At 29.7% G+C, this 20,933-nt stretch carries 17 protein-coding genes; 8 read left to right on the top strand and 9 right to left on the bottom strand.

Annotated elements, in window-relative coordinates; translation table 11 throughout:
* The first annotated feature begins 288 nt into the window (after positions 1-288).
* Positions 289-468 (top strand): hypothetical protein, encoded by a 180-nt coding sequence (locus OYT91_RS05620; protein WP_269222669.1) that lies wholly within the window; start codon positions 289-291, stop codon positions 466-468.
* A gap of 64 nt (positions 469-532) precedes the next feature.
* Here the strand turns inward: OYT91_RS05620 and OYT91_RS05615 are convergent, their stop codons facing one another.
* From OYT91_RS05615 to tsaD, 7 genes are all read right to left on the bottom strand, one after another.
* Positions 533-1,099, bottom strand: coding sequence for a hypothetical protein (locus OYT91_RS05615; RefSeq protein WP_269222670.1), 567 nt, complete (start codon positions 1,097-1,099; stop codon positions 533-535).
* Between the two features lie 5 nt (positions 1,100-1,104).
* A complete protein-coding gene (locus OYT91_RS05610; RefSeq protein ID WP_281239845.1) occupies positions 1,105-2,283 on the bottom strand; it encodes a THUMP-like domain-containing protein in 1,179 nt (392 codons plus the stop codon).
* 2 nt (positions 2,284-2,285) lie between these two features.
* Positions 2,286-3,377 carry an AI-2E family transporter gene (locus OYT91_RS05605; protein WP_281239844.1) on the bottom strand — a complete coding sequence of 364 codons (1,092 nt, stop codon included), beginning with the start codon at positions 3,375-3,377 and terminating at the stop codon, positions 2,286-2,288.
* Between the two features lie 75 nt (positions 3,378-3,452).
* Positions 3,453-4,403: a zinc metalloprotease gene (locus tag OYT91_RS05600; RefSeq protein WP_281239843.1), complete on the bottom strand. Its 951-nt coding sequence runs from the start codon at positions 4,401-4,403 to the stop codon at positions 3,453-3,455.
* Positions 4,404-4,736: 333 nt separating this feature from the next.
* Positions 4,737-5,378 carry a DUF4159 domain-containing protein gene (locus OYT91_RS05595; RefSeq protein ID WP_281239842.1) on the bottom strand — a complete coding sequence of 214 codons (642 nt, stop codon included), beginning with the start codon at positions 5,376-5,378 and terminating at the stop codon, positions 4,737-4,739.
* A gap of 30 nt (positions 5,379-5,408) precedes the next feature.
* Positions 5,409-6,116: a 16S rRNA (uracil(1498)-N(3))-methyltransferase gene (locus tag OYT91_RS05590; protein WP_269222674.1), complete on the bottom strand. Its 708-nt coding sequence runs from the start codon at positions 6,114-6,116 to the stop codon at positions 5,409-5,411.
* Positions 6,117-6,119: 3 nt separating this feature from the next.
* Complete coding sequence (tsaD, locus tag OYT91_RS05585) at positions 6,120-7,142, bottom strand: tRNA (adenosine(37)-N6)-threonylcarbamoyltransferase complex transferase subunit TsaD (protein ID WP_269222675.1); 1,023 nt, start codon at positions 7,140-7,142, stop codon at positions 6,120-6,122.
* A 121-nt stretch (positions 7,143-7,263) separates the two neighbouring features.
* Here tsaD and OYT91_RS05580 point away from each other — a divergent pair, with 121 nt between their 5' ends.
* The 5 genes from OYT91_RS05580 (at position 7,264) to OYT91_RS05560 (ending at position 15,490) form a co-directional block, all read left to right on the top strand.
* Positions 7,264-11,784 (top strand): translocation/assembly module TamB domain-containing protein, encoded by a 4,521-nt coding sequence (locus tag OYT91_RS05580; protein ID WP_281239841.1) that lies wholly within the window; start codon positions 7,264-7,266, stop codon positions 11,782-11,784.
* A gap of 305 nt (positions 11,785-12,089) precedes the next feature.
* Positions 12,090-13,076 carry a 6-phosphofructokinase gene (gene pfkA, locus OYT91_RS05575; protein ID WP_281239840.1) on the top strand — a complete coding sequence of 329 codons (987 nt, stop codon included), beginning with the start codon at positions 12,090-12,092 and terminating at the stop codon, positions 13,074-13,076.
* Between the two features lie 43 nt (positions 13,077-13,119).
* A complete protein-coding gene (gene gap, locus OYT91_RS05570; protein WP_269222678.1) occupies positions 13,120-14,124 on the top strand; it encodes a type I glyceraldehyde-3-phosphate dehydrogenase in 1,005 nt (334 codons plus the stop codon).
* 135 nt (positions 14,125-14,259) lie between these two features.
* Complete coding sequence (locus OYT91_RS05565) at positions 14,260-15,111, top strand: N-acetylglucosamine kinase (RefSeq protein WP_269222679.1); 852 nt, start codon at positions 14,260-14,262, stop codon at positions 15,109-15,111.
* A gap of 4 nt (positions 15,112-15,115) precedes the next feature.
* On the top strand, positions 15,116-15,490 hold the full coding sequence (locus OYT91_RS05560) for a methylglyoxal synthase (RefSeq protein ID WP_269222680.1): 375 nt from the start codon (positions 15,116-15,118) through the stop codon (positions 15,488-15,490).
* Here OYT91_RS05560 and OYT91_RS05555 read toward each other — a convergent pair.
* Positions 15,471-15,851, bottom strand: coding sequence for a RidA family protein (locus OYT91_RS05555; protein WP_269222681.1), 381 nt, complete (start codon positions 15,849-15,851; stop codon positions 15,471-15,473). The two genes, OYT91_RS05560 and OYT91_RS05555, sit on opposite strands and share 20 nt — an antisense overlap.
* Before the next feature lie 118 nt (positions 15,852-15,969).
* Positions 15,970-18,645: a putative LPS assembly protein LptD gene (locus OYT91_RS05550; RefSeq protein ID WP_281239839.1), complete on the bottom strand. Its 2,676-nt coding sequence runs from the start codon at positions 18,643-18,645 to the stop codon at positions 15,970-15,972.
* 128 nt (positions 18,646-18,773) lie between these two features.
* Between OYT91_RS05550 and OYT91_RS05545 the strand changes: the two genes are divergently transcribed.
* Together OYT91_RS05545 and OYT91_RS05540 are read left to right on the top strand one after the other, a co-directional pair.
* Complete coding sequence (locus OYT91_RS05545) at positions 18,774-19,910, top strand: N-acetylmuramoyl-L-alanine amidase family protein (protein ID WP_281239838.1); 1,137 nt, start codon at positions 18,774-18,776, stop codon at positions 19,908-19,910.
* A gap of 57 nt (positions 19,911-19,967) precedes the next feature.
* On the top strand, positions 19,968-20,918 hold the full coding sequence (locus tag OYT91_RS05540; RefSeq protein WP_269222683.1) for an MlaD family protein: 951 nt from the start codon (positions 19,968-19,970) through the stop codon (positions 20,916-20,918).
* Positions 20,919-20,933 lie beyond the last annotated feature (15 nt).

Below are 20,933 nucleotides of genomic sequence, written 5' to 3'. Positions count from 1 at the left end.
TGTTAGCTTTTATGTAGGTTAATGCTTTAAAAATGAGTAAAAATACGCATTTCATCGATAAAATTGTGTTTTTATTGTTTTATATATTTACTTTTGCGCCATAAATCATTTAAAAACAATGGTTTGAAGTTAAAAAATCAGTAACCCCCATATTGAATATAATAGTACGCTTAAAAGTTGCTTTTGAATTCAATTTTTTGATTTGGTTAAAATGTGGAATTGACATCATCATTATGAAAAGTTGATATTTCATTATCCAACCATATTAAAGAATAATACATATTGAAGATGAAAAGGATATTGCAAAATAGTTTTTTTAAATGCATTGGCCCAGAAAATAAATCAGGAATTACATTTATCGAAGTAGTAGTAGTAGGTGTTTTGATGCCTATCGTAGTAAAAAATGTTAAGAATTATGTTTTCAATATTGATAAACATAATGAAAATCAGGAACAATTTACAGCATAAAAAAACATTTTCAATTGGATTAGTTATCTTTTGAAAATGTTTTTTTTATATAAAATGAATTAGTTTATTCTATACAGCGCATATTATCTATAAAATAATTTTCAGGATGGTATACTTTTCCATCTAATTCTGCTGTGAATTCTTTTTTAATTATATAATCTTCTGCTTCTGTCAAGGATTTTATTCGCATTAATGTTACAGGTATAGTTTTTAAATCTTCATAATTTTCTTTTGTAAACATAAAGATTCCAGTTTTAATTCTATTGTCAAATCCTTTATCATCTCGGACCATTGAACCACAATTTTCTTGATCAATATGAATTAATGTAACTATTTTTCCATTTTGAAGTTGTAAATATATTTTTGAATTTTTATCAAAACATGTCGCCTTCATGAAATCTTTACTTTTTTGTATAAATTGAACATTTAGGGTCGGGATTCCATCAGTTAATGCTAAAAAATAAAATATGTAATTTGAGTTTCCGGCAAAAACTTTTTCATTTATCAAATATTCTTTAGTTGCTTTATAGGTGCCTATAGAATCAGTGACATTCGTTGAATATTCACAATTTTTTTGGGCAAATAGGTTTAAACTTGAAATGCAAAAAGCAAGTAAAAGTAATTGTTTCATTTTTTTTATTTTTTGCTGCAAATTAAAACAATTTTATTATCATTTACATCTGTTGTGAAAAAACAATATTCATTTCCTCCATCTTTTATTTTCCATTTTTTTCGAATATGATCAACTGAATCAGAAAAATTTCGAGTTGTAATATTAGCCTTTTTATTTTCCAAATATAGTTTCATGTTGGTTTTAGTATAAAAAAAGCTATTCTTTATTTCAAAAACTCTACCTGGAAAATTTTTCAAATCTTTCGAGGTATATAAATGGGAGTGTTTATGCAACTTATTCAATTTATAGAAGAGTCCTACTTCATCAAAACCTCCCGATTTCATGATAGCACTATTGGGCTCATACAGATATTTTTCTGGAAAATTATAAGAAGATAAAGTAGTGTTTTCGTTTAGTATAAAATCAAATGTTTCTTTCGTATCTTTTGTTTGATTTATTGTTTTTATGGTAATATTGCCTTTGTAGTTTTTATGTAATTCCCATAAAAGTTCTTTTACTTCATTCTCAATTGCTATGATATGTATTTTTTTAATATAGTCAAGTTCATTTATTCCTGCCGAAATATCGAGTATTGGAGCTGTTTTTATTAAAATAGAATTACTTTTTTTAAAATAGAATTCTAAATTTTCAGGTACATTTGGAAGGCAGTCTTTTAGCATGAAAACTTTTCCATTGACATCATTTCTTCTTGATGGATCTATGTAAATCCAGTCCCAATTAATGTTTATTTTGGTCAATGTTTCATAACTGTCTCCGGCTAAACAATTGATATTAGCTATATTTAATTGTTTAACATTGTGCTGTACAATATTCGATAATTCTTCATTGATTTCACAGTGGATAACATTTTTTATTTTTTTAGAAAAATAATAGTCGTCTACACCAAATCCTCCAGTTAGGTCAATTAAATTTTCACCTGAAACAATACTGGCTTTATATATTGCTGTTTTTTCTGAAGATGTTTGTTCTACAGAAATTTTATTGGGGTAAATAATATTTGGGGTCAAAAACCAAGTTGGAAGTTTATCTTTAGCTTTTGATTTTGCTGCAATTTGATTTAAAATAGAAATCCATTCTACACTAGGAAATGGATTTTTTTGAAGTGCCAATTTTGAAACTTCAACTCCAATATTTAATTCTATAAACGCTTGTATTTTAGGTTCTAAAATGTCTAAATTCAATGTTATATGTTTTTTGTTATCAGTTGAATGAACTTATTGTCTGGGAAGAACTCTTTAACGATTACTTTAATAATTGTATATAAAGGAACCGCAATGATCATGCCTAAAATACCAAAGGAGAAACCTGCAATCAAGATTACCAAAAATATTTCTAATGGGTGAGAACTTACGCTTTTAGAAAAAATGATAGGTTGTGATAGGTTATTGTCTATTACCTGAACGATCCAAAAACCTATTAAAACATAAATGGTTGTTGGTAAGATTTCACTTTGAAAATCGGAACCTAAATTGCTAATCATGGTTAAAACGGCCGCTAAAATTGAAGCTATTAATGGCCCGATATATGGAATAATATTAAGGACTGCACACAAAAATGCGATCACAAAAATATTGGGTATTCCAAAAATTGATAAAACAATAATATAAAGAATGAAGACAATGAGTAATTGCAAAAGCAATCCAATAAAATATCTGGATAATAACAGATTTATTTTATTTAATGAATTTAAAATTTTTTCTTCGTGTGAGTCAGGAATCAGCAGTTTTGCGCCGATTAAAAATATTGACTTGTCCTTAAGAAAGAAAAATGTAATAAATAGTACAGATCCCAATCCCATTCCAAAATTACTAATTGTTCCTATTACAGTGTTTAAAAAGTTGGGAATTAAATTGAAATTAAATATTGATTTAAAGTTTTTGCCATCAAATATTGCCGAAGAATCAATATGGTGTTGTTCTAGAAAAGTATTGATTTGTTTGATTAGTTCAAGGCTATTTCTTTCAATTTCAGCCGTATTTAAAAGTGATAAGTTTTGACCTTGTGAAATAATTAAGGGAATGAAGAGCATTATAAATCCAAATATAATTAAAACATAAAATGTTAAAACAAAAATGGCTGCAATTGTATGTCTGAATTTTAATCTTTTTTTTAGAAAATCAAGAATAGGTATCCCAATCAAAGTTAGAATTAAGGAAACAATTAAATAAATTAATACATTTTGAATTTGAAATAGAAAATATAGTAAAGCTAGTACTAAAACCAAAGTGGCAATAGCTCTTAAAATTCCATTAGCAATAATTTTTGATGATATCATGTCTTTATTTTAGGTTATAAAGATAAAAAAACTCGCTAACAAGTAGCGAGTTTTAAAAAGGAATAACAAATTAAATTATACTCCAAAAGCAGCTCTTGCTCCACCTGAAACAAATATGGCAGACATTCTGCTTTTTTGGCCTGTAGAGAACATATACATAGCATTGTCATCGGTATAATCCATATAATTCATTGTCATTTCTACAGGAGTACCTGTACAAGTGCTATAATGTGGGTAAGTTGGAACACCATAATTAGCATCATTATGTGTAGGAGTGTCAGATACTAAATCACTTCCACAATTTGCATCTCCCCAAATGTGTCTCAAATTCATCCAGTGTCCTACTTCATGAGTTGCTGTTCTACCTAAATTATAAGGAGCATTTGCAGATCCAGATAATCCGAAATATTTAGAATCGATAGCTACACCATCTGTTGCAGATGCACCCCCAGGAAATTGAGCATATCCAAGAATTCCTCCTCCAATTGTACAAACCCATAAGTTTAGTTTAGTTGTTGGAGATGTTGGTGCTAGACCACCTTTACTCGTTTTTTTCATGGCATCAGTAGTTCCCCAAGATGTCTTAGTAGTCGATTTTCTAATTACTTGATCCAATACAAATGTAATTCCTACATTAGCTTTTACACCTGCAAAAAGTGCTGGTACAGAGTTGTAATCAGAATTTAAAGCATTAAAATCTTTATTTAGCACATCAATTTGTGATTGAATTTGCGTTGCTGAAATATTTTCAGCAGTAGTTCTGTATAAAACATTGACAACAACTGGAATTTCAACTTTTCCATTAACTAATCGTTTTGTCAATAATGCATTTTGAGTAAATGCTTCTATTTGATTCATTCTAATGGCTAATGTTGGATCAGCTTTCATTTGTGCTTCTAAAACATCTTGTGAGGCACAAGTTCTTTGGGTAATAGCATTTGTAGCATCAGTTGTTAATTCAGTTTGTTCGTTTTGACATGAAAACAACATAAAACATACAGTTGCTGATAAAATCAATTTTTTCATAATACTAATAAATTTGTTAAATAAAAGTTTGTTTGGTTAATTATTTTACAATTTTATAACAAAAGCTTTATTATTTCTAATATTAGTAACTTTATTTTTTCTTTATTTGTTAAAATTATCGGTTTTATTGACTTGAGACATAGTAATTTAGGGGAAATTACGTAGCTAAAAACCTAATAAATCATAGTTGTGTTTTGAATTTTTTAAAAAATAATCAAATACAAGTAATGTAAATCTTGTTAAAAAAATTACAGAAGAGCAATGTGTAAAATAGTTTACAATATAAAAGTATTGAATATGAATTATATAAATGATTCAGAATGTTGTAAAAGGTCAATTCGTGAATATATAATTAATAATATTGGCACCCATCTTTAAAGCTTTCTCTCTAACTTCATAGGGGTCATTATGTACTTCAGAATCTTCCCAACCATCTCCAAGATCACATTCATAGGTGTATAGTAAAACTAATTTTCCTTTAATGAATATACCAAATGCTTGGGGTCTTTTTCCATCATGCTCATGGATTTTTGGTAATCCATTGTTGAAAATAAAAGGCTTCTGAAAAAGAACATGGTTTGATGGAATCTCAATTAAATTATCATTAGGGAAAATTTTCTTTATTTCCTTTCTAATATATTCATCCATGCCATAATTATCATCGATATGTAAAAAGCCGCCTGCCAGCAAATAATTTCTTAAATTAATTACTTCTGCATCGTTAAAGACAACATTCCCATGTCCAGTCATATGAATAAAAGGGTAGGAGAGTAAATCTGGACTACTTGGCTCTACAGTTCTAGGTTTTGATTTTAATTTTGTATTAATTGTAGCGTTACAAAATTTAATTAAATTTGGTAATGAGGTTGGGTTTGCATACCAGTCACCGCCACCATTATACTTAAGCAAAGCAATTTCTTGTGCGAAACAGCTTGAAGTAGCAAACAATAGAATTAAAAATATTGTTTTTTTCATAATGGTTTATACTGATAAGTTATTTTAAATTTAATTCTCATTGATAAAAACAACAGAGTGGCAAGCAACAATTGCAGCAGTTTCTGTACGCAATCTTGTTTCACCTAAAGAAACTGGGATATAATTTTTATCAAGTGCCAATTCTATTTCTTTATTTGAGAAATCACCTTCTGGTCCTATTAAAATCGTGTAATCAGTATTGGGTTGTAGAATAGATTTAAGTGATTTCTTATTGGTTTCTTCACAATGGGCAATTAATAGTGTCCCTGTATCTTCTTTTTTTAAAAATTCTTTCAATGAAATTGCAGGATTTAATTTAGGTAAATACATCTGATTGCATTGTTTCATTGCAGAAAGGATAATCTTTTCAAATCTTTCAGGATTTATGACTTTCCTTTCGGAGCGATCACAAAAAACTGGAGTGATTTCATGTATGCCAATTTCAGTAGCCTTTTCAAGAAACCATTCATATCGATCATTCATTTTTGTGGGTGCAACCGCAAGGTGTAATTTGTGTTTTGGTGTTAGCGTTTTCTCAAAAGATAAAATTTGTACCGTGCACTTACTGTCTGATGCTAATGTAATTTCAGTTTTAAATAATAGTCCTAATCCATTGGTTACGAATAATATATCTGTATCTTTTTTTCGTAATACTTTAATTATATGTTTACTTTCTTCTTTATCAAAAGAAAAAGTTTCTGTGGATTCGTTTATGTTAGGGTTATAAAATAATTGCATAGTTTAGAATTGAATTCGTGCTTTAGAAACAACTGTTGCTGTTTCAAATTTTTGTGATAAGTACTTTTGATAACCTACAATTCCAATCATTGCAGCATTATCAGTGGTGTATTCAAATTTAGGGATAAAAGTTTTCCAACCGTATTTTTCTTCAGTAGCTTTTAATGTGTTTCTAATTCCAGAATTTGCAGATACACCTCCGCCAATCGCGATTTGCTTTATACCTGTTTCCTTGACGGCTATTTTTAATTTATCCATCAAAATTTCTATAATTGTATGTTGGATAGAAGCACAAATATCATTTAAATTTTCTTCAATAAATTGAGGGTTCTCTATCTTTTTCTTTTGAATAAAATATAAAATTGCTGTTTTTAAACCCGAAAAACTGAAATCTAAACCTGGAACTTTTGGCTTTGTAAAAGGAAATGCTTTTGGATTCCCTAATTGGGCATATTTATCAACCAAAGGTCCACCAGGGTATGGAAGTCCTAGTATTTTGGCACTTTTATCAAAGGCTTCTCCAACTGCATCATCTGTAGTTTCTCCGATAATAGTTAAATCAAAAAAATCATTTACTCGTACAATTTGCGTATGTCCACCGCTGATAGTTAAGGCTAAAAAAGGAAAAGTTGGTTTGTCAAATCCTTCTTCCGAAATAAAATGAGCCAAAATATGGGCATGCATGTGGTTCACTGCGATTAGTGGGATATCTAATGCCAACGCCATTGATTTAGCAAATGAACTTCCAACAAGAAGTGATCCCATTAGTCCAGGACCTTGTGTAAATGCAATAGCTGATAATTGCTCTTTTTTGATGTTTGCTTTTTTTAATGCTGCTTCAATTACAGGAACAATGTTTTGCTGATGAGCACGAGACGCAAGTTCTGGAACTACACCACCATATTGGTTGTGGATTAATTGATTGGCAACAACATTTGACAAAACTTTGTCGTTACATAATACGGCAGCAGCAGTATCATCACATGAACTTTCTATGGCAAGGATGAAAACCTCTTTAATTTGCATATCAACAGATGATTTTTGAAGTATATTTGATGGATTACTATAAAAATAGTATTTTTACAGCTGTGCCAAAATTAAAGATTTTTAATTAAGGTTTTACCATTTCTAAAGGCAAATTATTTATTTGTACAAAAAAATAAAAACGATACTTATCAAAAAGATTAAAAAAATAGTATTCCGCACCTTACTTGGATTAATATTACTTTTACTAGTATTTTTCATAGCGATTACTTTGCCTATTGTTCAAACAGCTGTAGCACAGTATTTCATGAAGAGCATCAGCAAAGACTATGGCATTCATTTGGAAATTGATGAAGTTCAACTAACGCTTTTTGGTGGCGTTAAGCTAAAAAAAGTATTGATAATTGACCATCATAAAGACACTTTGATTTCTGTCAAAACAATAAATACTTCTATTTTGGGAGCCAAAAAAATATTAGATGGTGATTTGATTTTTGGTGATTTAGCAATGAATGGCGTTTTGTTTAACTTAAAGACCTACAAAAAAGAAAAGAAAACCAATTTAGATTATTTTATTGATGCTTTTGGTGAAAGTAAAGTTCCTTCTAAAAAACATTTTTTGTTGACCGCTACCAGTATTGATTTATCTAACGGTAGATTTATTTTGACTGATGAAAATCACGAAACACCAAAATCTGTTGATTTTACAAAACTAAATATTTTAGTTTCCAATTTTAAAGTTTATGGACCCGAAGTGTATGCCAATATTCAAAAAATGTCTTTTTTGGATCATAGAGGTTTGTATGTAAAGAGTTTAAAAGGTAATTACAGTTTTACGCAACAACACATGATATTAGATAAAATGGAGATTGAAACCAAAGAATCTAGTGTCAAAGGATATGCAGCTTTAAATTATGTAATTGAGGATTTCTCTGATTTTGTAAATAAAGTAGAGTTTGATTTCAAAATAAAAAAATCAAAATTAGCTTCAAATGATATTCGTTGTTTTTATAATGAGTTGGGTAAACATCAATATTTTAATCTTAAATCTCATATAACAGGTACTTTGAACAATTTGAAGTTTCTGGATTTAAATCTAAAAGATAATAAAGGAACTCAATTAATGGGTTTTATTAATTTCAAAAATATTTTAGGGGATAAAACTCAGGAATTTTATATGAATGGTAAATTCGATAAATTAACCACTAATTACGAAGCTTTAGTTCGCATTTTGCCTAATATTTTAGGTAAGAGATTACCAATAATTCTTAAAAAGTTTGGAGATGTATCGTTAATAGGTAACACTCAACTTACGACAACTTCAATTCGAGCTAATCTTGCTGCAAATACAGATTTGGGTCTTGTAAAATCAAAATTTACCATAGCTAATATGGATCAAAGTGATAAAGCAGCTTATAAAGGTTATGTTGTTTTGAATGATTTTAATGTTGGAAACTTGTTAGATAACAAGGATTTGACAAAAGTTAGTTTAAATGTCGATATCGATGGTAAAGGATTTTCTGTCAAAGATTTAGATACATCAATACAAGGGCTGGTGTCAAATTTTGCTTATAATGGGTATAATTATAAAAATATAACTTTAGATGGAAATTTTAAATTACCATTTTATAAAGGTGCTGTCAAAGTAAATGATTCTAATTTAAAAATGAACTTTGATGGATTGGTAGATCTTAGCAAAAAAGAAAGTCATTATGATTTTCAGATAAAAATTGATAAAGCTGAATTGCATAAATTAAATTTTGTAAAAGATACTATTTCCAAATTTAATGGGGATATAATTGTTGATATTCGAGGAAATTCATTTGATGATATGTACGGGAATATATATGCAAATAATGCGTCGTATGTAAACTCTACAAATACCTATCAGTTCAATGATATTAATTTAAATTCGAGTTTTGATGATTCTAGAATTCGTACGATAAAAATTTCAGCTCCTGATATAGCAAATGGTGTTGTTGTGGGGAAATACAAATATGCTGAATTGAAAGGCTTAGTTGCTAATTCATTGGGAAGTCTTTATACTAATTACAAGCCTGTAAAAGTAAAAAAAGGGCAATTTTTGAAGTTTAATTTTGAAATCTACAATAAGATCATTGAAGTATTTTTTCCTGAAATTAAACTCGGTGAAAATACATTGGTTAAAGGAAATATTAACGCTGATACCAATGAATTCAGATTTAATTTTAATTCTCCAAAAATAACGGCATACGATGTTTTATTTGATAATATTAGATTTTCCTTAGATAATAAGAATCCATTATACAATGCTTATATTGAAATGGATACCATAAAATATAAGGATTATAAAATCCGCGATTTTAATCTAATTAACGTAACCTCAAAAGATACATTATTTTTTAGAACCGAATTTAAAGGAGGTACCAAAGGAGCAGATTATTTTAATTTGGATTTATACCATACTATTAATAAAGAAAATAAAAATGTAATTGGTTTTAGTAAATCTGAAATTAAATTAAAAAATAGTTTGTGGTTTTTAAATGAAGCAAATTCGTCCAATAATCGTCTGATATTTGATAAAAAGTTAAACGAATTTACACTTGATGATTTTATACTTTCGAATAAAAATCAAGAAGTAAAACTAAATGGAGGATTTAAAGGTAATTCCTATAAAGATATAAATTTTTATTTCAAAAATTTTGATGTTAATGCATTAACGTCTGCACAAGATAGTTTTGTTATTAATGGAAATCTAAATGGAACAGTAAATTTTAATCAAAACAAAAACGTTTATAAACCCACTGCTTCTTTAGTTATTGACAGTTTAGATGTAAATAATTATAGTTTAGGAAAATTAAATTTTGATATAAAAGGGGATGAAAATTTCAAAAAATTCACTTTGTATTCTACTATTGAAAATAAAGATTCCGAATCATTTAGTGCAGATGGAAATTTTGAAATTGTAGGTAAAGAAACATTGTTCGATTTGAATTTAAAATTTGATCGCTTTAATCTAGCTACATTAAGTTCGTTGGGAGGTGATGTGATATCAAATATAAGAGGTTTAGTTTCTGGTAATGCATCCATAGGTGGGTCTTTGAATAAACCTGATATTAATGGTCGTTTGTATGTAAATGATGGAGGATTGGCAATTCCATACTTAAATGTTGATTATGCTTTAAAGGATAAAACAATTGTAGATCTCACAAACGAAAAGTTTCTTTTTAGAAACAATACCTTAATAGATACAAAATACAATACAATAGGTAGTTTAAATGGTGTTGTAGAGCATAAGAATTTTTCTGATTGGAAACTGGATTTGTTGATAAATTCAAAAAGGTTGCTGGTGTTAGATACAAAAGATAGTGAGGATGCGGCTTATTTTGGGACTGCATTTATTGATGGAAATGCATCGATAAAAGGACCAGCAAATGGTTTAGTGATAAAAGTAGATGCTAAATCCGAAAAAGGATCTTCTTTGAAAATTCCAATTAATAATGCAGAAAGTGTTAGTGAGAATAGCTTCATTCATTTTATAACTCCAAAAGAAAAATTCAATTTATTTAACGGGATTGTTGATAAAACTAAAAATTATAATGGTTTAGAATTGGATTTTGATTTAGAAATCAATCCTAATGCTGAAGTAGAAGTAATTTTGGACAGGAATTCAGGACATGGAATGAAAGGAAGAGGCAACGGAACTCTTTTGTTTAAAATCAACACCTTAGGGAATTTTAATATGTGGGGAGATTTCTTGCCTTATGATGGGACTTATAATTTTAAATATGGCGGATTAATTGATAAAAAATTTAAAGTTAAAAAAGGAGGGTCGATTATTTGGGAAGGAAATCCAATGAAAGCCCAATTAAATCTTGAAGCTGTATATAAAACATCTGCCAATCCAGCTTTGTTATTAGAAAACTCCAGTGTAAATAAAAAAGTTGATGTTGAAGTTGTTATTGGTATAAGAGGAGATTTAACTCGACCTGAACCAGATTTTATGATTGATTTCCCAACAATTACTAGTGTTTTAAAATCTGAACTGCAAACAGAATTGGCAGATAAAGATGTTAGACAAACGCAAGCGTTGTATTTGCTATCAACAGGTAGTTTTTTAAGTAAAGATGGTTCAAATCAAGCTGTAACTTCTAGTATGTACGAAACGGCATCTAGTATGTTGGGTAGCATTATTCAATCTAATGATGAAAAATTTGAAATGAATATCAATGTGGTTTCTCCTGATAATAGACCCAGCTCACAAACAGATGGAAGGGTGGAAGCTATTGTTTCGTCTAAGGTGAATGAGAGAATTACGATAAATGGTAAAATTGGTGTTCCTTTTGGAGGTGTAAACGAATCTGCTATTGTTGGTGCTGTTGATGTGAAATATAGAGTAAATGATGATGGGTCTTTTAATTTTCATGTTTTCAACAAAGAAAATGATTTGAATTACATTGGTCAAGATATTGGTTATACGCAAGGAGGAGGTATAATTTATGAAATAGATTTTGATACCTTTAGAGAGTTAGTGGATAAAATGTTTGGTAATAGGAAATTGACTAAAGAAAATAAATCTAATAACAAAGAAGATAACTCTGATTCTAATTTGAACCCTGATTTTATAAATTTTCCAAAATCCAAAACAAAAAATCCTGAAAAACCCAAAGTAAATCAAGATGCTGTACTTCCTGAGGAAGATTAGTTGTAAGTATATGATATTTAGAGTGTTGTGGTTTTGTGGTTAATTTTAGTTAACTTTATAACTTAAATTAGTATCCTTTTCTGTTTTATTAGATTAATGACTTTTTAAAAGAAGGTTTAAATTGTAAAATGAGTTCATTTTTAAGTTATTTTTTATTTTAAAAATGAATTAAATGATAGACTTTTTTGATTCAAAAAAACTTATCAACGAAAACGTTTGAATTTCGGTTATTTTATTAAAATGTTAGAAAGCACCCCTAAAATGTCTATGTTATTTGCTAAATTTACACTTTAATACTTAAAAAAATGTCAAAAACAATAAAAAAGATAGGTGTACTTACCTCTGGAGGAGATTCTCCAGGAATGAATGCTGCTATTCGTTCGGTTGTACGAACATGTGCTTTTCATAACATAGGATGTGTTGGTATTTATAGAGGTTATCAAGGAATGATTGAAGGAGATTTTAAAGAAATGGGTCCCCGTTCAGTAAATAACATAGTGAATAAAGGTGGAACTATTTTAAAATCTGCTAGATCTTTGGAGTTTAGAACTCCTGAAGGTCGAAAAAAAGCACATGAAAATTTAGTTAAAGCCGGTATTGATGCGCTGGTAGTAATTGGTGGTGATGGTTCTTTTACAGGAGCTCTGTTATTTAATTCAGAGTTTGGTTTTCCTGTAATGGGAATTCCAGGAACAATCGATAATGATATATTTGGTACAAGTCATACTTTAGGATATGATACCGCATTAAATACCGTTGTAGAAGTAATTGATAAAATACGTGATACAGCAAGTTCTCATAATCGATTATTTCTAATTGAAGTTATGGGACGTGATGCAGGACATATTGCTTTAAATGCAGGAATTGGAGCTGGAGCTGAAGAAATTCTAATACCAGAAGAAGATTTAGGATTAGATCGATTGTTAGATTCTTTACGTAAAAGCAAAGCAGCTGGAAAATCATCTAGTATTGTGGTAATTGCTGAAGGAGATAAAATTGGAAAAACAGTATTTGAATTAAAAGATTACGTGGAATCTAATTTCCCAGAATACGATGTTCGTGTTTCTGTACTAGGACACATGCAAAGAGGTGGTGCTCCATCTTGTTTTGATAGAGTTTTAGCAAGCCGTTTAGGCGTAAAAGCTGTAGAGAGTTTATTAGATGGAAAATCAAATTTTATGGTTGGTTTATTATGTGATAAAATTGAATTAACTCCATTAGAACAAGCGATCAAAGGACATAGTGAAATCGATGAAGAATTACTTCGTGTTTCAGATATAATGTCTATATAAAATAGAAAAAAAATAAAATAAAAAATAATTTAAATTAAATACAATGTCAAAAGTAAAATTAGGAATAAACGGATTTGGTAGAATTGGAAGAATTGTTTTTAGAGAATCTTTCAATAGAGATAATGTTGAAGTTGTTGCAATTAATGATTTGTTAGATGTAGATCATTTGGCTTATTTATTAAAATATGATTCAGTTCACGGTCGTTTTAATGGATCTGTTGAAGTAATAGAAGGACAATTACATGTAAATGGAAAACATATTCGCGTTACAGCTGAAAGAAATCCAGCAGATTTAAAATGGAATGAAGTTGGTGCTGATGTAGTTGCAGAATGTACTGGTTTCTTTACTACAATTGAAACAGCTAATGGACATATTACTGGTGGGGCTAAAAAAGTTATTATTTCTGCACCATCTGCTGATGCTCCAATGTTTGTTATGGGAGTAAATCATACTAAAGCTTTAGCAACTGATACTGTTGTTTCTAATGCTTCTTGTACAACAAACTGTTTAGCTCCAATTGCTAAAGTATTGAATGATAACTTTGGAATTGTTGAGGCTTTGATGACTACAGTTCATGCTACTACTTCAACTCAAATGACTTGTGATGGTCCTTCTAGAAAAGACTGGAGAGGTGGACGTGCTGCATCTTGTAATATCATCCCATCTTCTACAGGAGCTGCAAAAGCAGTAGGTTTAGTAATTCCAGAATTGAATGGAAAATTAACAGGTATGTCAATGCGTGTACCAACTGTTGACGTTTCTGTAGTAGATTTAACAGTAAAAGTGGCAAAAGAAACTACTTATGCTGAAATTATGGCTGCATTTAAATTAGCTTCTGAAACTACAATGAAAGGTGTTTTAGGATTTACAGAAGACTTAGTGGTTTCTCAAGATTTCGTTTCTGATTCAAGAACATCTATTGTTGATGCAAATGCAGGAATTGGTTTGAATTCTACTTTCTTTAAAATCATTTCTTGGTATGATAATGAATATGGATATTCAAGTAAATTAATTGACTTAGCTGTTCATATTACTTCATTAAAATAATAATTTTAATTTTACAAAATCCCATTAAGTAAAATTAATGGGATTTTATTTTTTTTGTTCAATTTAATACCTTTATGAGTGAAAGTATTGATATAAATACGGAACAAAAAATTGTAACCCCATAAATCATATAATATGAGATTAATAGTTGATAGTGGTTCTACTAAAGCAGATTGGATTGCAATAGATGAAAGTGGAAAAGTGATGTTTACTACCCAAACTTTAGGGTTGAATCCAGAAATTCTTAATGGTGATGAAATACTTGAGCGTATAAATGACCGTTTTGATTTGTTACAAAATAAAAAAACAGCTACCCATTTGTTTTTCTATGGTGCTGGTTGTGGTACAGATAGAATGAAACTAATGCTTTCTGAAATTTTTAAATCCTATTTTCCAAATGCAATAGTTGTTGTTGAAGAAGATACTTATGCTGCAGTATTTGCAACTACACCAAAAGGAGAAAAAGCAATTGTAAGTATATTAGGTACTGGTTCAAATTGCAGTTATTTTGATGGTAAAGTATTGGAACAAAGAGTGCAATCATTAGGGTATATCGTAATGGATGATTGTAGTGGAAATGTTTTTGGTAAAGAATTAATTAGAAAATATTACTTCAATAAAATGCCAAAGGAATTAGCGGATGTTTTTGAAAAGGAATACAATCTTGAACCGGATTATATTAAAAATAAATTATATAAAGAGCCTAATCCTAATGCTTATTTGGCCACTTTTGCTAAGTTTTTGATTCAAAATAAAGAGCATGAATTTTGCAGAAAAATTATTTTTAAAGCAATGAAATCATTCATTAAAAATTACATCAAGCAATTCGAAAATTGTAAAGAAGTTCCTGTGCATTTTGTAGGTTCAATTGCTTTTTACTTAAAAGAGGAATTAGCAGAAATTTTTGAAAAATATGAACTTCAATTAGGAAATGTTCTAAGAAGACCAATTGATGGCCTTATTGCTTATCACATTACCAATAAATAATTTCATGGAAATAGCTATAATTGCACATGACGGTAAGAAAGAGGATATTGTTAAATTTCTTATAAAGAATCGTGAGATTTTAAGCCAAGAAAACATAAAGCTTATAGCAACAGGAACAACTGGCGGGAGAGCTGAAGAAGTAGGTTTTAAAACTAAAAGAATGCTTTCTGGTCCTTTGGGAGGTGATGCGCAAATTGCAGGTAGAGTAGCTGAAGGTAAAACTCAAATGGTTTTCTTTTTCAAAGATCCACTTTCAAGTCATCCTCATGAAGCAGATGTTAATATGCTTATACGGGTATGCGATGTTCATAATGTACCGTTGGCAACTAATGAAGCAACGGCACAGTTATTATTGAATGCTATAGCACTGCAATCATAGATATTTCAACATTTACGTTTTTTGGCAAGCAAGCCACTTGAACCGTTTCACGAGCTGGAGCGGTTTTTTCGTTAAAATAAGATCCGTAAACTGTATTTATACTTCCAAAATCATTCATATTCATAATGAAAATGGTTGTTTTTACAACGTTTTCAAAAGTCATTCCTGCTGCTTCAAGCACGGCTTTCATATTCTCCATTACTTGCTTGGTCTCTGCTTCGATAGTATCGATTACCAACTCCATAGTCTCAGGATGTAGTGCAATTTGACCAGAAGTATATAAAGTGTTCCCTTTTAAAACTGCCTGATTGTAAGGTCCAATAGGTGCGGGAGCTTTTTCGGTGTAAATTATTGTTTTCATAGATTTAAAATTTAATTATTGGAGTATATTATATTAAAAGTATCACTATTTGAATAAATTCTTTATTTGAAATAGTTTTTGAGATAAAATTGAAGATAATTCGTGTATTAGATGGCTATTATCTTTGATTTGTTAGATTTCGTTTTTCCCATTTAATATCACTTAACACCCCAGATTTAATACCAATGAAAAAATTCCAACTTGCATTATCACCAAAAGGGGTCCAGTTAAAATCCATTCTCCAGCTCAATAAATCTCTTTCAAAACGCAATTGAGTAAAAGTAACTCCTTTTTGAACAAAATCATAACCCGTTGAAATACCCGCTTTCCATTTTGGAGTTAAATCGGTATTTGCTGAAATCATAATTGAATTACCAATTATCTTTTTCTCTCTATTATTGTTTCCGTACGTCAAAGAATAGGCAAACGTCATGTCCCATGGTAATTTTGATCTAAAGAATTCAGTTAAGGTGTCTTCATTTTCCTCCTCATTATTGAATTGGCTATTTCTAACACTACCAACATCAATATCTGAACCAAATAAATCATCTTCTCGTCCACCATTTCTTTTACCTTGCGAAGATTTTTTATCTTTTTTTCCACTCTCACTTGAAAGTGCATAATTCATGGTCAAATTGGCGCTTGTCATTCTGAACAGACTTCCTCCATTGTTAATATTAAAAGTGTTAATTCTATTTCCGGAATTATCAATAGCATAAGGGTCTAATGTAGCCCCAAAATTGGCATTTAATTTATTGTCAAAAAATTGGGTACCGCCACTTACTCTAACAGGTGACCATGCAAGTTCCTTGGCTTCGATGTTATAGCTCGTGGATAAGTTTAAATTATTAAGTAGCATAATTTTCTTTGGCTCTACTTTTGTGCTGTCTTTATCCGTTACTTTAGCTTCAAAAGTATTACTAAGATTGAAGCCTATATTATTGGAACTTGTATTGCCTGGTGTTCCGTACATTCCGCCTTCAAAACGGGTGTAATCTTTTTTCATTGTACCACTACCATCTGTTGCGTACGTATCATAGTATTTTTCAAAACTAGGTGTGTAACTATGCGAAATAGCAGGACGCATAACGTGTCTTATGGATTGTATTTTCTTGTCTGCTCCAAAATTAAATGTACCATAAATTGTAGTTCCCAAACTTGTTGATGATGAATAAGTTCTAAATGCATCAAAACCTTTTATGTCAGTTGTAACAACGGTACCTAGTTGGTCGTTGAATTCTTTTTTGATGGTATTAAAATACCAAACTTCTTGATAATTTACTGAAGAAGAAACACTAAAATGTTTGAAGATTTTAAAGTTAGTGCTTAATGGAATATTGTGTTGAAAACCAATTTCAGCATTACTAAACATCTCTTTTGAAAAAAACAATGAATCAGTGGTTACAAAACTATTTCTACCGTTTAAATTGTATTGTAAGTTGATATTTTTAAGTAGGCCTTTTTTTGCTCCATCATTTAAAGCAAAAGGATAAATTCTATCTACACTAAACTGTAATGTAGGTAGAGTCATGTTTATTTCTTTTGTTTGGGTGTTTTGCGAATGAGTAGCAGTTAACGATATTCTGCTTTCGGGAACTGAATGAAAAACAGTACTGTATGAGATCGAAGAACTTAATGTGTTGTTTAATGAAGAACCAACATTGACTTGATTTATAGTCTGTTTAAAATATTCACTACTTCCCAGATTCACAGAAGCTGAAAATGTAGAATTTGGGTTGGCTTTTGAATCTTGGGAATGCGACCACTGAATATTGTAAATTTTAGTTTTTGAGTAATCAGGATATCCTCTTTCACTAATAATATTATTTTCAAATCTAAAATTAAAATTTCCTTGAAAATGATAACGATTAGCGTAAGAACTTTGCATTCCTATTCCATAACTCCCATTTGTATAATAATCTCCTGTGACTGTTAAGTTATAATAGTCACTTAGTGCAAAATAATATCCTCCATTTTGAAGTGAAAATCCTTTGTCGTTTGAATCATTATAGGAAGGAAGAATTATCCCAGAAGTACTTGTTTCTTTGGATAAAGGGAAATAGGCAAAAGGAAGGAATAGGGGTGTAGGTACTCCCGCAATAACCATATTGGTGAAACCAGTTACAATTTTTTTACCAGGTGTAAATTTAATTTTATTGGTTTGAAAATAATATTCGGGGTTGTCTATGTCTTTTGAAGTTGTAAATCGTGCTCCTTTTAGAAAATAAACCGAATCATTTTCTTTTTTAGTAATGGCCGCTTTTACATTAAACTCTCCTTGTGAAGATCTAGAATTCCAAATCAATGCTTTTTTGGTTTTAAAATTGAAGCGAATGGAATCTGGTTCTATAACATTAGATCCTTGTTTGAAATTTGGAAATTGAGTATAATTGCCTACGGAATCTTTAATTCTTCCAGCATAAACTTCATTTTTTTCATAATCCATAACTATAATACCCGATTTCAATTCCACATCTTGGTAATATAATTCGGCTTTATCGTATAATGTTATGAGTTTTTTCTTCTGTTCAATTTTTACGGACTTTTCTGCTTTGTATTTTACTTTACCATTAAGGAAGTTTTTTTTAACTTTAATAGTGTCTAACTTTACAGTGTCAGTTGGGGTTTGAGCCAAAGAATTTTTACTACTATCTATTTCAATAGTTTTTTTAACTTCTTGTTTTTTAGAAGGTATAGAAGTTTGATTCTTTTTTATATCTTGTGAATATAAATTAGAACTGCCTAAAGATAGGAAAAATGATAGTAAAACGATATTAAATAAGTTTGTATGCAAAGGTTTAAATGCTATTTTTGTAAAATGAAGACTCGAATATTCGCGAGCCAAAATTACTATAATTTTTTGGCAAAAATAATCAAATCATAAATTTATAACGGAAGTCTTATAATTAAATTAACTATTAGATGTATTTATCAAAAAAAATAAAAATTGGATTCTCATTTTTAATAGTAATGTTTGCTATAAATTCATACAGCCAATCCAATAATTTTAAAGTGACATTAGACGCTGGTCATGGAGGACATGATTTTGGAGCAAATTATAGCGGACGTGTTGAAAAAAATATTGCATTAGCTATTGTTTTAAAAGTGGGTAAAATTTTAGAATCGTATCCTAAAATTGATGTTATTTATACAAGAAAGACCGATGTTTTTATTGGTTTAATAGAACGTGCTAATATTGCCAATAGAGCAGATTCGCATATTTTTGTTTCTATACATTTAAATGCTAACAGAAATACTGCAGCAGATGGTACAGAAACGTATGTTATGGGGATGAATAAAATAGCCTCTAATCTAGAAGCTGCAAAAGCTGAAAATGCTGTAATTACTATGGAGAAAGATTATAAACAAAAATACGAAGGTTTTGATCCAAACTCTCCAGAAACGATGATAGGAATGACTTTGATGCAAGAAGAGTATTTAGATAACAGTATTTCTTTAGCGGGTAAAGTTGAGGATGCATTTGCATTATTAGGAAAAAAAATAAGACATGGTGGTGTAAAACAAGCCCCTTTTATGGTGTTGCATAAAGCATATATGCCAAGAGTATTGATAGAAACTGGATTTGTTTCCAATCCTACAGAAGGTGAATTGTTAAATTCTGAAGAGGGACAATATGATATTGCTAAAGCAATTGCAGATGCTATTATAAGTTATAAAAATGAATACTTTGGTGATGGAGGTGCTGAAATTTTTGGAGAAAAACCATCTCAAATTTTAAAAGAAAATCCAGTGCAAACTAATGAGATGATAGATGCAGACAAAGTAAAAATAAAAAAAGATACTCTTGGTTCTATTTATAAGATTCAACTTTCAGCAAGTAAAAAAAAGTTGGCTTTGGAACCGAAAAATTTTAATGGATTGAAAAATGTTTCAATAGTATACGAAGATAATATTTATAAGTACTTATATGGAGAAACATCCGATTATGAAATGGCTAAAAATCAGTTAAAGGAGGCAAGAACTAAAGGATATAATTCTGCTTTTTTAATCGCTTTTAAAAACGGAAAAAAAATTAGCATTCAAGAAGCTATTAAATAGATTATACTTTCGAATATTTTGTATTAAATTTGCGCATTATAAAAAAAAATAGATATTTTGAAAATTACAAAAGAGTTAAAGACTGCCATTTTAGTTATCACATCAATTTTATTGTTCATTTGGGGCTATAATTTTTTAAAAGGGAAAGATCTTTTTAATAATTATAAAACTTTTTATGTTGAATACACAAATGTAGAAGGTCTTGCACCATCAGCATTGGTTACAATAAATGGCCTTACGATTGGAAAAGTCAAAACTATTTCCATAGGTGATAAAGGGGTTTTATTGGTTGAATTACAGATTGATACTGATTTTCCAATATCTAAAACTAGTACTGCTTCAATTTATGATGCTAGTCTTATAGGTGGTAAGCAAATATCGATTCAACCCAATTATTCCGATAAAAATATTGCCGAAAGTGGTGATTATTTAAAAGGTATTATTGAAGCTAGTTTAATAGCTTCGCTAGGAGACAAAGCAACACCTGTTATGGCTAAACTTGAAAAGGTAATGACTAGTGCTGATCAATTGATTTCTAGTTTTAATACTGTTTTAGATGCTAAAGGTCAAGCCGATTTAAAAAAATCTTTAGCAGAACTTAGTGCTACAATGGAACAGTTTCACAAAGCTGGATTAAGTGCAAATTTAATTCTAGATGAAAATAAAGGACAATTGAAAGGCGTTGTATCTAATTTCAAAAAAGTATCTGAAAACTTTGTTCAAATTTCTGATTCTTTAAATAAAGCAGATTTAGGTTTAACTGTTCGTAATTTAAATGCAACATTGACTAAAGTCGACGTTTTGATGAAAGGTTTAGAATCGGGTAAAGGTACAATGGGCAAATTAATGAAGGATGACGCACTATATGAAAACTTATCCAAAACGTCTAAAGAGTTAGAATTATTATTACAAGACGTTCGCTTAAATCCTACGCGTTATGTAAATGTGTCTGTTTTTGGAAAGAAGAACAAACCTTATAGTGCTCCTAAAGATTCTATCACAAAATAAAAAAAAAACTACTAT

Origin of the sequence: Flavobacterium praedii (assembly GCF_026810365.1) — a bacterium.
Classification (GTDB): Bacteria; Bacteroidota; Bacteroidia; order Flavobacteriales; family Flavobacteriaceae; genus Flavobacterium; species Flavobacterium praedii.
Note: the sequence above shows the minus strand (reverse complement) of the source record. Positions and strands in the feature narration are given on the sequence as shown.